Here is a 15013-nt window from a genome sequence, read left to right as displayed (position 1 = left end):
CTCCTCCTGGGAGAACGCTCATCGGCCGCTCGTTCGCCGGCCGATCGCTCATCGGCCGATCTCCTGGGCGACCAGGCCGCGGCGCACCGCGGCGATGGCGGCGCGGGCCGTGGCGCCGAGCTGCTCGTCGGCCGTGAGCTGGTCGAGCAGGTCGATGACCTGGCGGCAGTGGCGCACGAAGTCGCCGGGCGGCAGGTCGTTGCCGGCCAGCGCAGCGGCGAGGTGCTCGCCGCGCGCCCAGCGGTGCACGATCGCCGCGACCGCGGGATCGGGCGGCGTGGTCGGCTCGATGCCGTGGCGGGTCTCGAGGGCCTGGAGGCGCTGGGCGATACGGGCGGAGGCCTCGAGCGCCGCGTCGACGGCGGGGTCCGGGATGACCTCGGGGGCGCGGTCGTCGCGGCGGGACTCGTGCACGGCCGCGGAGACCACGGCGGCGAGTCCTGCCGGATCCAGACCCGTCCAGGCGCCGTGCTCGAGGCATTCGGCGATCAGCAGGTCGCGGTCGGAGAAGATGCGGCGCAGCCGCAGTCCGGAGGCTGTGGGGACGAGCTCCTCACCCTCATCCCCCGCGGCCTGCGGGCCTTCCGCGCGCAGGTAGCCGAGCTCGACGAGCAGCGCGGTGAGTCGGTCGAACTGGCGGGCCAGGGAGCTGGTGCGGCCGCTGATACGGCGCTGGACGCCCTCGAGCTCGCCGCGGGTCTTCCGCCAGCGACCCACCCAGCGCAGGTGCGACTCGAGGTCGGGGCAGGAGTGGCAGGGATGCGCGGCGAGCTCGGCGCGCAGCTGCTGGAGCCGCTCGTCGCTCGCGGCGGTCGACGGGGTGCGGCCGGCGCGGCGGCGCACCTCCCGGCGAGCGTCGTCGTCTTGCCCGGCCAGGCGCTGGCGCAGCGCGGCGGCGGTGTCCTTGCGGACCTTCCCGCTGCCCAGCGACTCCTGGCGCGGCAGGCGCAGGGTGTCGATGACGGCGGGAGGGGAGGGCACGTCGCCGGGGCGGAGGCTGCGACGGCGCCCCTCGGTGTCTAGCAGGTCCACCTGCGGGCCGCCGAGCACGCGCCGGTCCACGTCCAGCACCACGGCATAGCCGCGCCGCTTCCCGCCGGGCAGGGCGATCACGTCGCCGCGGCGCAGGTTTGACAGGACGGAGCGGGTGCGGTCCTGGTCCTTGGCGGCGCGGGCGCGGGAGAGCTCCCTCTCCCGGGCGGTGATCGCCTCCTGGATCCCGGCGTACTCGAGCAGGTCGCCGCGCTCGCAGGTCACTGCGGTGCGGTAATCCTCGGCGGTGTCTTCGAGCTCGCGGGCGCGGCGGGCAAGGCCCACCACGGAGCGGTCGGCCTGGAACTGGGCGAAGCTGGTCTCGAGGGTCTCCCGGGCGCGGGAGAGGTCGAAGCGGTCCAGCAGGTTCACGGCCATGTTGGGGGTGGGCCGGAACGCGGAGCGCAGCGGATAGGTGCGGCGCGAGGCGAGGGACGCGACGGCCGACGCATCGAAGCGCGGACCGGCCACCACCACCGCATGGCCCTCGGTGTCGATGCCGCGGCGGCCCGCACGGCCGGTGAGCTGTGTGTACTCGCCCGGGGTCAGGTCGGCGTGCTCGAGCCCGTTGAACTTGACGAGCTTCTCCAGCACCACGGAGCGGGCCGGCATGTTGATGCCCAGCGCGAGGGTCTCGGTGGCGAAGACGACCTTCAGCAGACCGCGGCCGAACAGCTCCTCGACGACCGTCTTCAGCAGCGGCAGCATCCCGGCGTGGTGGGCGGCGTAGCCGTCCAGGACCGCGCGGCGGAAGGCGGGCAGACCCAGCACGTCCTCGTCCTCGATGGGGATCTCGGAGAGGTGCTCGTCCAGCACGGCGCGGATCTCGCGGCGCTCGGCATCGTCGGTGAGGCGCAGGTGCGCGCGGGCGCACTGCTGCACCGCTCCCTCGCAGCCGGCGCGGGAGAAGATGAACATGATCGCGGGCAGCAGGGCGGCGTCGTCGAGCAGCGCGACCACGTCGGGGCGGCGCATCGGGCGCATGCCGCCGCCGCGGTGCAGGCCGCCGCGATGATCGCGGTCCGGGCCACCATGCCGGCTGCCCCCGCGTTGGTCGCCGCCGCGGCGGTCTCCCCCGCGATCGTCACGTCCGCGCTGCTCCCCGCCCTGGCCGCGGCCCTTGGGCGGGCCGTGCTGGCCGGAGCCTCGCGGGCGGTGGCGGCCCTTGGTGCCCTTGCGCCCGCGGTAGCCGCGGCCGCGCTCGCCGCCGCTGCGCTCGTCGACGGGCAGGGAGAAGGAGGTGATCCGCTCGATCTCGGGGTTGACCTCGCGGTGCCGGTCGGCGCCGGGGCCGTGCGAGACCACGGCCTCCCCGTCGGCGTCGACGAAGAGGTCCAGCAGCTCCTCCCCCACGATGACGTGCTGCCACAGCGGCACGGGGCGGGTCTCGGAGACGATGATCTCGGTGCGGCCGCGGACCTCCTGCAGCCAGGCGCCGAACTCCTCGGCGTTGGAGACGGTCGCGGAGAGGGAGACCAGCTGCACCGAGCGGTCCAGGTGGATGATGACCTCCTCCCACACCGGGCCGCGCAGCCGGTCGGCGAGGTAGTGCACCTCGTCCATCACCACGAACCCGAGCCCGTCCAGCAGGTCCGAGTCGGCATACAGCATGTTGCGCAGCACCTCGGTTGTCATCACGACCACGTCGGCGGTGGGGCGGAGGGAGGTGTCGCCGGTGAGCAGGCCGACGCGGTCCGCGCCGAGCCAGTCCACGAGCTCGCCGAACTTCTGGTTGGACAGCGCCTTGATGGGGGCGGTGTAGAAGACCTTCCGGCCGCGGGCGAGGGCGAGGTGCACGGCGAACTCGCCGACCACGGTCTTGCCGGCGCCGGTGGGAGCGGCGACCAGGACGGAGCTGCCGTCCTCGAGGGCGCGGCCGCCGGCGAGCTGGAAGTCGTCCAGCGCGAAGTCGTAGCGGCGCGTGAAGGCGCTCAGCTCGGAGTCGGCGCGCTGCTTCTCGGCCTTCTGCTCGGCGGCCCAGGCGGCGTAGCGCTCGGCGGGTGAGGTCACTGCGCTCCCCCGTCGACCGCCCTCTCGGCGCGCAGGGCCGCGACGTCGGCCAGCAGCCGGACCGCACCGGGGCGGACGCGCGCGGTGATCGGCAGCAGCGAGCGCGCCTCCCCGTCGGCGTAGGCGCGCAGGGCGCGGCCGTCCCGCAGTCCGAGGGTCAGCTCGCGCACGGGGCGGATGTCCACCGCGTCGAGGTCGGTGTGAGTCCCCTTGAACACGCGCGGGAAGAAGCGCAGCAGCTCGGTGCGGCCCACACCGGTGACGGACAGCAGCTCGAGCATGCCGTCGTCGATGCGGGCGCCCGGGACCATCTGCATGCCGCCGCCGTAGATGCCGGAGCTGCACAGGGTCAGCACGGTCGCATCCATCTCGATCCGCTCCCCGCCGTCGATCTCGAGCCAGAACGGCAGGGGCGAGAAGGATCGCAGCTCGCGCATCACGGCGCGCGGGTAGCGCAGGGTCGTCCCGGCGCGGCTGGAGTTGGCGCGGGCGTTGACCAGGGCGTCGAAGCCGAGGTTCACGTTGCCGAGCGCCAGGGAGCGGTGGGGCAGGGCGTGCTCGCCGGTGGCGATGATCTCGATCGCGTCGATGGTGACGACCGGGCGGGACAGCGCGTGCAGGAGCGCGCGCGTGGACTCCTCGGGGTCGTTGATCGGCAGGCCGAGCGCGCGGGCGAAGTCGTTGCCGCTGCCGGCGGGCACGATCCCGAGCCGCACGGGCGAGTCGGCGACGATCTCCGCGCCGAGGGACACGGTCCCGTCACCGCCCACGACCACGAGCGCGGTCAGCGAGTCGCGGACCTCCTCGGCGCGGGCGCGGGCCACGTGCGCGGAGGGGCCGGAGAGGTCGACCACCGAGATCCCGGCCAGGCGCAGCAGGTGTGCGACCTGACGGCCCACCCGGTGTGCCGCGCCCTGGGCGGCGGACGGGTTGGAGAGCAGACCGACGCGGAGTCTGCTCACCGTCCGTCCTCGTCGGCGTCGTCCAGGCGCGACGGGGCCTCGATCTCCTCGACCTCGTCATCGATGCGGCTGGCCTCGTCGTCGGAGAGGTCGTCCTCGCCGGTGCGCTTGGCGACCCGCTTGTCGTGGAGCAGCGAGATGACGATCGCGCCGAAGAAGAGGCTCGCGATCGCGGCGGACATCGCGATCAGCGTGATCGGCTCCGGCGTCGGGACCATCACGGCGGTGAACGCGAAGGACAGGAAGATGATCCAGCGCCACGCCTTCAGCATCGCCTTGCCGGTGATCAGGCCCATGAAGTTCAGCAGCACCATCACCACCGGCACCACGAAGGCGATGCCGAAGGCGAGCATGGTCTTGATCAGCAGGGCGAGGTACTGGTCGTAGGGGATGATCTGCGAGGTCGACCCCTCGGTGGGGGTGAAGCTCATCAGCACCGGGACCAGCTGGTTCACGGCCCAGTACCCGGCGATGCAGCCCAGGAAGAACAGCGGGATCGCGCTGCCGAAGAAGCCGATCGCGTAGCGGCGCTCGTTCTTGTGCAGGCCCGGCATCACGAACAGCCAGATCTGCAGGATGATGATCGGCGAGGCGAGGATCAGGCCGATGTACGCGGCCATCTGCAGCTTGACGTTCAGGCCCTGCCCGACGCCCTGGAAGTTGATCAGAGCCTGGAGGTCGGAGTCCTCGCCGGCGGCCTCGATCGGCGCCTTGACGGCGTCGAACACCCACGGGAACAGGAACCAGCCGACGATCGAGAACAGCAGCACGGCGACCGCGCAGATCAGCAGTCGGTTGCGCAGCTCGACGAGATGCTCCCCGAGGGACATCCTCCCCTCGGGGTCCTTGCGCGGCTTCTTCGCGGGCTTCGCCTCGGCGCGCCCGCGTCCCTGCGTATCACTCGCCACGGATCAGTTACCTCTCAGCCCTACGGGCCCGGGCGACGACGCACCCGGACTCGCGGTCCATCGAACGACGTTGCGGTTCAGTCGCGACGGTAGGGCTCGTCGTCCTCGCGCGGGGCGCGGACCGGCTCGCGGTCCTCGACGTCGCGGGGGTCGTACTCGCGGTCGTCGCGGGCGCGACGGTCCTCGCGGTCGTAGTCGCGCGCCTCGCGCGGGCGGCTGGAGCGGGCGGGACGCTCGTCCTCGTCGTCCTCGTCATCGGAGCGACGGTCGTCGCCCCGCATCTCCTCGACCTCGCTCTTGAAGATGCGCATCGACTTGCCCATGTTGCGCGCGAGCCCCGGAAGCTTGTTGGCCCCGAACAGCAGGATCACGAGCACGATCAGCAGAACGATCGCCCAGGGGTTGCGGAAGAAGTTCATGGAAGTCCCTTTCAACAGCGCCATGACTCAGCGCAGGCGCGCCCATCATCCCACAGCGGACAGGGGCACCGGACGGGCCGCCACGGCGGCGGCTCGGCCCACCTCTCGGCGGGTAGTTCCAGGGTAGCCGCTACTGCTGGGAGTGGCGCGCTGCGCCTGCCCGCGCCACGGTCACGATCGTGTGTCGCAGGCCACTCGGGCTCAGCACCTCGGCGGAACCGGCGGATTCGAACACCGCGTCGACGAGCGGTGCGCGCAGCGGTCCGTCGAGCCGGGCGTAGGTCGCCCCGTCCTGCCCGTCGCGCAGCTCGGCGGCGGCGAAGGACTCGGCGATCCAGCGTCCGGGCGGGTCCAGCCGCAGCCACACGTCCCCCTCGGTGCGACCGTCGAGCACCTCGTCGGGGTCGAGATCGGGGCGGGACATGGGCGTGTCTGGCGGCAGCACCTCGACGATGCGGTCCAGGCGGAAGCGCCGCTCGCCGCCGGCGAGCTCGCAGTCGGCCAGGAGATAGGAGCGGGCGCCGTCGGTCTCCAGCGCGAGGGGCCGGATCCGGCGCACGGTGGTGCCGGGCCGGTCGGCCGAGGAGTAGCGGAGGGTGAGGTGGGAGGGGTCGTCGTCTCCGCCCTCCCCGGGCTCGGCGGCGAGGGCGCGCTGGACGGCGGCGAGGACCGTGTCGGCGCGGTCGGCCGTGCGGGCGGCCATTTCGTCGGCGGCCGACGCCTGCTGGAGCTCCTGGCGCGTGGGCGCCTCGGGCGCGGGCTGGTCGCCCTCCCCGCCGACGGCGGCCAGCAGCTTCTCGCGCGCCGCGGCGACGACGCGCTCGCCCTCGCCGGCGGCGGGCTCGAGCGCGGCGAGCCCGGCCAGCAGCGCGGTGACCTCCACGGCGCTCAGGCGCAGGGCGCGGTGCAGCGGCTCGGCGTTGCGCACCCGCACGGTGCCGTGCTCCCACTCGGCCTCGATGAGGTCCTCCCATCCGGCGCCCATGTCGCCGCAGACGAACAGGACCTGCAGGTCGTCGACCAGCTGCTTCTCGGAGACGTCGAGTGCCTCGGCGAGCTCAGCGAGGTCGGCCTCGCCCCGGTTCATCACGTAGGACGCGGCGGAGATGAGGCGGGAGAGGTGGTCGCCGCTCTGCGGGGAGAGGCGGATGCGGGGGCTCGGGCGGCTCGCGGCGCTCTCGACGGCGCCGAGGTTCCCCTCCCCTTCGTGGCGGTCGGCGATCGCGGTGAGCACGTCGGCGATCTCGGCGCGCCAGGCGGCCGGCTCCACCAGCTCCACCCAGCGCACGTCGGAGAGGACCAGGCGGCGGGCGGCGGGGCGGGGCATGACGGGCAGGCGCAGCTCCTCGGCCTCGAGCTCGGCGCCAGCGCGGTCGCGCAGGGACAGGGCCTTGTACGGGGCGGCGCGCAGCAGGGCGGCGTCGCGGTCGTCGCTGTCCAGCATCCTCGCGAGCACGCCGTCGAGGTCGGTGTCCTCCGGGCGGGGCTCCTTCGCGGCCGGTCCCTCGGCGGGGAACGACTCGATGCGGGAGGCGCGGAACAGGCGCGGCGCGCTCCGGTCGCGGTCGAAGCCGTACACGTACCAGTGGCCGTCGTGCACGCCCACCACCCACGGCTCGACGTGGCGCTGGGCGGGGGCGCCGTGGGTGCCGCGGTAGGTGAAGCGCACGGACTTCCCGGTCACCACGGCGTCCAGCAGCGGGGAGAGCACGGGCAGGGACTCGACGGCGCCGCGCGGGGTGCGGCGCAGCAGGTCGGGGTCCGCGTCGTGGCCGAGGCTGAGCAGCTTCGCGCGCACCCGCCGCGCGGCGCCGCCGGCGGCCGCGGCGTCCCAGGCGCGGCTCGCGGCGAGCAGGACGGTGTACTCCTCGGTGGTGAGATCCAGCACCGTGGAGGAGGGTGCGGCGTCGATCCGGTAGTAGACGGTGTTCTCGTCCAGCACGTCCCGCTCGGAGACCAGCGGCAGCCCGAGCTCGAGGATCGCGGCCTTGTCGCGCTCGAACATCCGCTCCACTGCCTGCTCGGACGTCGCCTCGGCGTAGTCGGGGATGACGGAGAAGAGCTTCGCGCGGTCGATCCGGCGGCGCGAGCCGATCGTCATGATGACGTTGAGGAGTCTCTCCACGTTCTTCGAAGCCACCGCCACAGACTACTGGCCGGGCACCTGGGCGGTGCGGACCTCTCGCCGTGCGGCCTAGGCTGGGCGCCATGCTGCGATGGGAACGGGCGACCGTGGGAACCTCGAAGACCTCCTGGCCGGGCGTGGACCGGTTCGAGGCGGAGCTCGAGGACGGCACCACCATCCCTGCGCTCGCCTACCGCGAGCTGACCGGGAAGCCCGTGAAGGGCGAGCAGGTGCTGCTGAACACCAATGCGCTGCGGCGCGAGCTCGGCACCGGCGGGGAGGCGCTCGTCGTCGCCCGCACCGAGGCGCTGCCGGAGGTCGAGGAGATCACCGGCCACATGGTCAAGGCCCGCTACACCCCGCAGCAGACCATGGTCGACGCGATCGACGACCCGGACGGCGAGCACTACGACACCGTCCGCGCCTCCACCGACATCGCCGGGATGCCCGTCGTCGTCGCGGACCTGCACTCCTCGCTCCCCGCGATCATCGCGGGGATCCGTGCCCGTCGCCGCACCGCCCGCATCGCCTACGTCCACACCGACGCCGCGGCACTGCCGGCCGCCTACTCCCGCACCGCCGCGCGCCTGCGCGAGTCCGAGCTGCTCGCCGCCGTGATCAGTGCCGGGCAGTCCTTCGGCGGGGACCTCGAGGCGGTCACCGTGCACTCCGCGCTGCTCGGCGCGAAGCACGTGGTGGGGGCCGACGTCGCCATCGTCATCCAGGGCCCGGGCAATCTCGGCACCGGCACCGGCTGGGGCTTCTCCGGGGTGCAGGCGGCCGAGGCACTCCACGCCGCCTCCGTGCTGGGCGGCACGCCGATCGCGACCTTGCGCGTCTCGGGGGCCGACGAGCGCGACCGCCACCGGGGCCTGTCCCACCACTCCTCCACCACCTACGGCAAGGCGCTGCTCGCCCCGGTGCACCTGCCGGTCATGTCCCCCACCGACTCCCGTTACAACTCTTTTCATGAGTCTGTGCGAAAACAGGTGAAGTCAACGATCCTGAAGCCCGCGAAGAAGCGCGGCGTGGTGCACGAGATCACCGAGGTGGATGCGAAGGGCCTGCGGGACGCGCTCGAGGAGATGCCGGTGCGGATGACCACGATGGGCCGCACCCTCGCCGAGGACTACCCGTCCTTCCAGTACGCCGCCCTCGCCGGACGCTGCGCGGCGGACCGCCTCCCCACGAGCTGAGCGCCTCCGCACGAGCTGACCGCCGGGCCCGCCAGGGCGCGTGTGCATTCACGGGCGCCATACGGCGACGCAGCCCGAATACGGCCGAGGCTCGTCCCCTAGCGCCAGTGATCGCCCGCGCAGGTCGTCAGTGACAGTTCGGCCCCGTCAGGCCTCCGCCGCCTCGCCGCGCTCGTGGACGAGGTCCTGCAGCCGGTGCGCGGCGGCGATGGCGCGCTTGCCGTCGTAGCGCTGGATCGCCTGCAGCGGGAGGGTGGAGCCGTCGGCGAGGTCGAGGTGCGCCCACGGATCACCCATGGGGAAGCTGATCCCGACGACCTCGGGCCACTCCAGGGTGCGCGTGCGCATGAGGTTGCGGACTTCCAGCACCGTCGGCCGCGCGACGACCCGCACCGACGCCTCGAGGTGGCAGAACACGGCCATGAGCACGCCGATAGCGATCAGGCTGAGCCGGCCGCCGAGCTGGAAGCTGGTGATGAGCACGGCCCCGGCGATCATGCCGGCCAGGACGATGACGGCGGTGGTGTAGGCGGCCAGCCGCACCATCCGCGGCCGCAGCACCACCGTGGCGCGCTCGTCGGCGGCCTGCGGCGGTGGTGCGGGGGTGGTCATGGTCTCCTCAGATGCGGCAGGCCTGGATCGCGGTGACCAGGATGGCGCGGGCGCCGACGTCGTAGAGGTCGTCCATCATGCGGTGGGCGACGCGACGGTCCACCATCGCCCGCACCGCGGACCACTCCCCGCCGTGCAGCGGCGAGACGGTCGGGGACTGCAGACCGGGGGTGATCTCGACGGCCTTCTCGAGCAGCGCGGTGGGCACGTCGTAGTCCAGCATGACGTATTCGCGCGCGACGAGCACGCCGCGGATGCGGCGCTCGAGCACCTCGAGGGCGCGCTGCCCCTCCTCGTCCAGCTCCATGCCGGGACGGGAGAAGAGCACGGCCTGGCTGGTCATGATCGGTTCGCCGAAGGGGGCCAGGCCCGCCTGGCGCAGGGTGGTGCCGGTCTCGACGACGTCCGCGATCACGTCGGCCACGCCGAGGCGGATCGAGGACTCGACCGCGCCGTCGAGGTGGACGACCTCGGCGGAGACGCCCCGTTCGCCGAGGTAGTCCTCGACGAGGTTCTCGTAGCTGGTGGCGATGCGGGCGCCCTCGAGGTCGGAGATGTCGCTGCGGGTGCCGACCGGCGCGGCGAAGCGGAAGGTGGAGCGGGCGAAGCCCAGCTGGAGGATCTCGGCGGCGGGGGTGCGGGAGTCGATCAGCATGTCCTGACCGGTGATGCCCACGTCCACGGTGCCGGAGCCCACGTACACCGCGATGTCGCGGGGGCGCAGATGGAACAGCTCCACGCCGTTCTCCTCGTCGACCACGACGAGCTCCTTGGCCATGCCGCGGCGGCGGTAGCCCGCCTCCTGCAGCAGATCGGCGGCGGGCTCGGAGAGGGCACCCTTGTTGGGCACGGCGATGCGGAGCACGGATCCTCCTCGGCCGCGGCGCGGCCAGGTGTCGGGACGGAGTCAGATGTCGGGACGGAAGTCAGGGGCGGGACGGCGGGGCCGTCGGCGCGGGGGCGGCCGACGGTATCGGCCGAGTCGGGGCGTCGCGAGCGCCCCAGCACGCAGGTGGGCGAGAACGCAGGTGCGTGCGGCTCGAGCGGAGCTCAGAGCTGCTTGTACACGTCCTCGAGGGAGATCTCCTTGGCGATCATCATGACCTGCAGGTGGTAGAACAGCTGGCTGATCTCCATGGCCGCGTCGTCCTTGGACTCGTACTCGCAGGCCATCCACACCTCGGCGGCCTCCTCGACGATCTTCTTGCCGATCTGATGGACGCCGCCGTCGAGTTCGCGGACGGTGCCCGACCCCTCGGGTCGGGTGCGGGCCTTCTCGGTGAGCTCGGCGAACAGTGCCTCGAAATCCTTCACGCCGACAGGGTACGCGTCCCGGCAGATGGTCCGCGGATCGGACCACCTGCCGGGAGAGCACTCACACGTCGGGCGCGTCGGGCCTCATCCGGTGGAGGGGCTCAGCGCCGGCGCACGGTGGGGTCCAGGTGCGCGGTCTCGACCGTCACCCTCTGCTCCTCCGCATCGCGCTTGTTGCGCACCCGCCACCAGACGAAGAAGCCGATGAGGGTGAATGCGCCGTAGAACACGTACATGAAGGCGCTGGCGTAGTACCCGGCGCTCCACAGCAGGGGCACGCCGACGATGTCGACCGCCACCCAGATGAGCCAGAACTCGACCCAGCCCTTGGCCATGCCGAAGGTCGCCAGCAGGCTGCCCATGAAGATCCAGGCGTCGGCCCAGACGGGCTCGTAGGACCCGAGCGCCCGGAAGATCGGGGTCAGCGCCGCGGTGCCGCCCACGAGGGCGACCAGCAGCAGGGCGCGGGTGCCCCAGGACGCCCATTCGGGCTCGACGGCCGTGCCGCCCTCCTGCTTCGCCTGACGCCAGCGGACCCAGCCGTAGATGCTGGTGGCGATGAACATGATCTGTCGGCCGGCCTGGCCGAGCAGGTCCACCGAGTTGGGGTTGCCGAACACGGTCCCCAGGAACACGGTGAGCAGCAGGAGGTTGCCGGCGATGCCGATGGGCCACGCCCAGACCTTGCGTCGCATGCCGCCGAGTGCGCTGAGCAGTCCGAAGACGTTGCCGAGCACCTCGCGCAGCAGGAGGAACTGTCCTCCCGCGAACTCGATCCGTGCGTTGAAGAGCCACTGCAGAAGATCCATGTCGGTCCTTTCTCCGTCGGATGCAGTGGCTCCGGGGAAAAAGGGATCCTGCAGGGCACGGGGACGCGCATGCGCTGCCCCGAGGACCTGCGGGACGTGCGCCTCTCATCCAGGCTGTACTGTCGGTGCCGGAATTCCACCGGCTCCACCGCAAAGACGCGGGTCGCGGACTATCACCGCCGGCTCGGACTTTCACCGACCCCGGAGCACGTCACAGGTTGTGACAGGGGCAGGATAGATCAGTGCGCGGTGTGGGCGCTCGCGAGTTCACGCAGGGCGGAGATCTCCTCGGCCGCATTGCGGGCGCGGTAGATCGCCGAGCCCGCCACGAACACGTTCGCCCCGGCCTCGGCGCAGCGCTCGATGGTCTCGCGGCTCACCCCGCCGTCGACCTGGATGGACACCTCGAGGTTCGACTCCGAGATCGCCTTCCGGGCGCGGCGGATCTTCGGGAGCATCGTCTCCAGGAAGCTCTGGCCGCCGAAGCCGGGCTCGACCGTCATGATCAGCAGCATGTCGAACTCGCCGATGATGTCGAGGATCGGCTCGACCGCGGTTGCCGGGCGCAGCGCCACACCCACCTGGGCGTTCTTCTTGCGCAGGTCGCGGGCGAGCTTGACGGGGGCGCGGGTGGCCTCGAGGTGGAAGGTCACCGAGGAGGCGCCGGCCTCGGCGAAGGCGGGGGCCTCGCGGTCGGCGTCCTCGATCATCAGGTGCGCATCGATCGGGATGGAGCTGCGCTCCACGATCTGCTCGACCATGCTCGGGCCGAAGGTCAGGTTCGGCACGAAGTGGTTGTCCATGACGTCCACGTGCACGCTGTCGGCGGTGGAGATCTTGTCCAGCTCGGTGCCGATGGACATGAAGTCGGCGTTGAGGATGCTGGGGTGGATGTAGTGGGTGCCGGTCGAGTAGGTGATGCTCATGACGCGGGGGTTCCTTCCTCGGTGGGTGCGGTGTCGGAGGGCAGGGGCAGCTTGCGCAGGAGGCTGATGTACATCGCGTCGGTGCCGTGGACGTGGGGCCACAGCTGCACGGACGGGCCCTCGCCGAGCTCGGCGGAGTTCTTGGCCTTGGGCAGGATCGCCTCGCGCACGGCGGGGCGGGCGTCGAGCTGCTCGGCGTCGTCGCGGGTCTTCAGCACGTCCGCGACGATGAGGCGGGTCTCGGCCAGGTGCGGGGAGCAGGTCACGTAGGCGACCACTCCCCCGGGCGCCGCGGCGTCGAGCGCCGAGCCGAGCAGGTCCCGCTGAATGGTGGTGAGGTGGCCGATGTCGCCGGGGGTGCGGCGCCAGCGCGCCTCGGGGCGGCGGCGCAGCGCGCCGAGCCCGGAGCAGGGCACGTCGACGAGGATCCGGGAGAACCGCCCGGGCAGCTCCGCGCCGATGGTGGTGCCGTCGGCCGTGCGGGTCTCGATCTCGCAGCCGGCCTCGCGCAGGGACGCGACGGCCCGGTCCACGAGCGCGGTGCGATGCTCCTGCAGCTCGACGGCGAGGAGGTCGGCGTCGTGGTCGACGGTCAGCCCGCCCAACAGCGCGGTCTTCCCGCCGGGGCCGGCGCACAGGTCGAGCCAGTGCGCGTCGTCGGCGAGGACGAGGTCGTCCGCGCCGAGGGCGAGGGAGAGGGCGGCGAGCTGGCTGCCCTCGTCCTGCACGGCGACGCGGCCCTGCTTGACCAGGTCCATGCCGCCGGGATCGCCGGAGGGCCAGGACGCGGCGAAGACGCTGAGGCGGCCCTCGCTCGCGCCGTGGTCGATGAGCTCGTCGAGGTCGGTCAGTCCCGGCCGCATCACGAGCGACACGGCGGGGGCGGCGTTCTGCGCGGCGAGCAGCTCGTCGATCTCGTCGCGGGAGCGGCCGTGGCCGGCCAGCGCGTCCGACAGCGCCCGCACCACCCAGCGGGGATGGGAGTGGACGACGGCGAGGTGGCCGGTGGGATCGGTGGCGCGGTCAGGGGCGACCTCGGCGATCCAGGTCTCGAGGTCCTTCTCCCCCACGCGGCGCAGCACGGCGTTGACGAAGCTCGCCGGGCCCGCGCCGACCTCCGCGCGGGCCAGGGCCACGGTCTCAGAGGTCGCGGCATGCGGGGCGACGGTCATGTCCAGCAGCTGGTAGGCACCGAGCCGCAGCACGTCCAGCAGGGCGGGCTCGACCTTCTCCAGCGGCCGGTCCACGCAGGCCTGCAGGATCGCGTCGAGGCGGCCCTGGGCGCGCAGGGTGCCGTAGAACAGCTCGGTCGTGAACGCGGCGTCGCGGCCGGAGAGGCGGTAGGAGCGCAGGAGCTTCGGGAGGACGAGGTTCGCGTAGGAGTCCTCCTCGCCCACCAGGCTCATGCCCTCGAAGGCGACCTGGCGGGAGGGGGTGGAGGCGCGGGAGCGCTCGGAGGGGCGGGAGGAGGACCAGCCGCGGCGCTGCTCGCCCCGGCCGCGGGCGCCGGAGCGCTCGTGGCCCTGCGCGTCGCGGCCCCGGCGGGAGCCGTCGTCGCGCCGGCCGCCCGAGCGGTCGTCGCGTCGGCCGCCCTGGCGATCGTCGCGCCTGCCTCCGCCGCGGCGGTCGTCGCGGCCGCCGCCTCGCTGCTCGCTCATGCGCGCTCTCCGTCCTGCTCGGTCTCGAATCGTGTGTGGGGGGCGAGACTCGCGCCCCGCGCCCAGTCGGCCGCGCGCATCGCCTTCTTCCCCGCGGGGGCGAGGGTCGCGACCGCGATCAGGTCGGTGCCGGTCCCGACGAGGACCTGGCGCTTGGTCGCGCCGATCTCGCCGGGGGCGAGGGGGCCGACGGCGCCGCGCGAGGCGTCCTGGATCGCCTCGATGCCGAGGAGCTTGGTGCGGGCTCCGTCCAGCAGGGTCCATGCCCCGGGCTGCGGGCTCATGCCGCGGATCAGCGCGCCCACCTCGCTCGCGGGCCGGGTCCAGTCGATGCGGGCCTCGGCCGGGGTGAGCTTCGCGGCGTGGGTGGCGGCGTCGTGGTCCTGCGGGGTGAAGGTCGCTGTCCCGTCCTCGAGCGCATCGAGGGCCTCGAGAAGCAGCGAGGCACCGTCCTCGGCCATGCGGTCCAGCAGCTCGCCGGAGGTCTCGAACTCCCCGATCGTGGTGGGGGCAGTGGCGATGACGTCACCGGTGTCCAGGCCCTTCTCGAGGCGGAACACGCTCATGCCGGTCCCGTGCTCCCCGGAGAGCACGGCGCGCTGCGCGGGGGCGGCGCCGCGCCAGGCGGGCAGCAGTGAGAAGTGCAGGTTCACCCAGCCGTGGCGGGGGATGTCCAGCGCCGCGGCGGGGACGAGGTTGCCGTAGGCGACCACGGGCGCGGCATCGGGGGCGAGGTCGCGCAGCTGCTGCTGGACGGCCTCGTCGCGCAGCGTCGCGGGGGTGAGCACCGGCACCCCGGCCTCGAGGGCGAGGGCCTTCACCGGAGAGGGGGTGAGCTTCCGGCCGCGCCCGGAGGGGGCGTCGGCGCGGGTGAGCACCCCGACCACCTCGTGGCGGGAGTCCAGCAGCGTGCGGAGCGAAGGAAGGGCGGCCTCGGGGGTGCCGGCGAAGAGAAGACGCATGATGGGACGAGTCTACGGTCCGCGGCGCGACCGGGACCGGGCCCCGCACGTCACGGTGCCTACAGTGGAACCGTGCAGCG

The 15013-nt window shown here is 72.8% G+C and carries 13 protein-coding genes and 1 riboswitch; of the genes, 1 reads left to right on the top strand and 12 read right to left on the bottom strand.

Annotation, left to right across the window (positions count from 1 at the left end; genetic code table 11):
* Positions 1 to 48: 48 nt before the first annotated feature.
* From HNR70_RS06345 to HNR70_RS06325, 5 genes are all read right to left on the bottom strand, one after another.
* Complete coding sequence (locus HNR70_RS06345) at positions 49 to 3042, bottom strand: DEAD/DEAH box helicase (protein WP_184324905.1); 2994 nt, start codon at positions 3040 to 3042, stop codon at positions 49 to 51.
* On the bottom strand, positions 3039 to 4004 hold the full coding sequence (locus HNR70_RS06340; RefSeq protein ID WP_184324904.1) for a diacylglycerol/lipid kinase family protein: 966 nt from the start codon (positions 4002 to 4004) through the stop codon (positions 3039 to 3041). Before HNR70_RS06340 ends, HNR70_RS06345 begins: the two co-directional genes overlap by 4 nt.
* Entirely contained in the window at positions 4001 to 4912 is a 912-nt protein-coding gene (tatC, locus tag HNR70_RS06335; RefSeq protein ID WP_312857584.1) for a twin-arginine translocase subunit TatC, read from the bottom strand. The genes HNR70_RS06340 and tatC overlap by 4 nt, the downstream gene beginning before the upstream one ends.
* Before the next feature lie 77 nt (positions 4913 to 4989).
* Positions 4990 to 5331 (bottom strand): Sec-independent protein translocase subunit TatA, encoded by a 342-nt coding sequence (tatA, locus tag HNR70_RS06330; RefSeq protein ID WP_184324903.1) that lies wholly within the window; start codon positions 5329 to 5331, stop codon positions 4990 to 4992.
* Positions 5332 to 5461: 130 nt separating this feature from the next.
* The gene (locus HNR70_RS06325) at positions 5462 to 7471 is read right to left on the bottom strand and encodes a WYL domain-containing transcriptional regulator (protein ID WP_312857583.1); all 2010 of its coding nucleotides are present in this window, start codon (positions 7469 to 7471) and stop codon (positions 5462 to 5464) included.
* A gap of 68 nt (positions 7472 to 7539) precedes the next feature.
* On the opposite strand from HNR70_RS06325, the gene HNR70_RS06320 reads away from it, so the two are divergent.
* Positions 7540 to 8652 (top strand): DUF3866 family protein, encoded by a 1113-nt coding sequence (locus HNR70_RS06320; RefSeq protein WP_184324902.1) that lies wholly within the window; start codon positions 7540 to 7542, stop codon positions 8650 to 8652.
* Between the two features lie 147 nt (positions 8653 to 8799).
* Here the strand turns inward: HNR70_RS06320 and HNR70_RS06315 are convergent, their stop codons facing one another.
* From HNR70_RS06315 to fmt, 7 genes are all read right to left on the bottom strand, one after another.
* Positions 8800 to 9264 carry a PH domain-containing protein gene (locus HNR70_RS06315; protein WP_184324901.1) on the bottom strand — a complete coding sequence of 155 codons (465 nt, stop codon included), beginning with the start codon at positions 9262 to 9264 and terminating at the stop codon, positions 8800 to 8802.
* A gap of 7 nt (positions 9265 to 9271) precedes the next feature.
* Positions 9272 to 10129 (bottom strand): ATP phosphoribosyltransferase, encoded by an 858-nt coding sequence (gene hisG, locus HNR70_RS06310; RefSeq protein ID WP_184324900.1) that lies wholly within the window; start codon positions 10127 to 10129, stop codon positions 9272 to 9274.
* A 185-nt stretch (positions 10130 to 10314) separates the two neighbouring features.
* Complete coding sequence (locus HNR70_RS06305; protein WP_184324899.1) at positions 10315 to 10578, bottom strand: phosphoribosyl-ATP diphosphatase; 264 nt, start codon at positions 10576 to 10578, stop codon at positions 10315 to 10317.
* A 101-nt stretch (positions 10579 to 10679) separates the two neighbouring features.
* The gene (pnuC, locus tag HNR70_RS06300) at positions 10680 to 11387 is read right to left on the bottom strand and encodes a nicotinamide riboside transporter PnuC (RefSeq protein WP_184324898.1); all 708 of its coding nucleotides are present in this window, start codon (positions 11385 to 11387) and stop codon (positions 10680 to 10682) included.
* A gap of 93 nt (positions 11388 to 11480) precedes the next feature.
* Positions 11481 to 11600, bottom strand: a riboswitch (FMN riboswitch).
* Between the two features lie 26 nt (positions 11601 to 11626).
* Positions 11627 to 12313, bottom strand: coding sequence for a ribulose-phosphate 3-epimerase (gene rpe / locus HNR70_RS06295; RefSeq protein WP_184324897.1), 687 nt, complete (start codon positions 12311 to 12313; stop codon positions 11627 to 11629).
* Positions 12310 to 13971 carry an RsmB/NOP family class I SAM-dependent RNA methyltransferase gene (locus tag HNR70_RS06290; RefSeq protein WP_184324896.1) on the bottom strand — a complete coding sequence of 554 codons (1662 nt, stop codon included), beginning with the start codon at positions 13969 to 13971 and terminating at the stop codon, positions 12310 to 12312. The genes rpe and HNR70_RS06290 overlap by 4 nt, the downstream gene beginning before the upstream one ends.
* Positions 13968 to 14933 carry a methionyl-tRNA formyltransferase gene (gene fmt, locus HNR70_RS06285; protein WP_184324895.1) on the bottom strand — a complete coding sequence of 322 codons (966 nt, stop codon included), beginning with the start codon at positions 14931 to 14933 and terminating at the stop codon, positions 13968 to 13970. Before fmt ends, HNR70_RS06290 begins: the two co-directional genes overlap by 4 nt.
* Positions 14934 to 15013: the final 80 nt, after the last annotated feature.

Source organism: Brachybacterium aquaticum (assembly GCF_014204755.1).
In the GTDB taxonomy this organism is placed as follows: Bacteria; Actinomycetota; Actinomycetes; order Actinomycetales; family Dermabacteraceae; genus Brachybacterium; species Brachybacterium aquaticum.
Note: the sequence above shows the minus strand (reverse complement) of the source record. Positions and strands in the feature narration are given on the sequence as shown.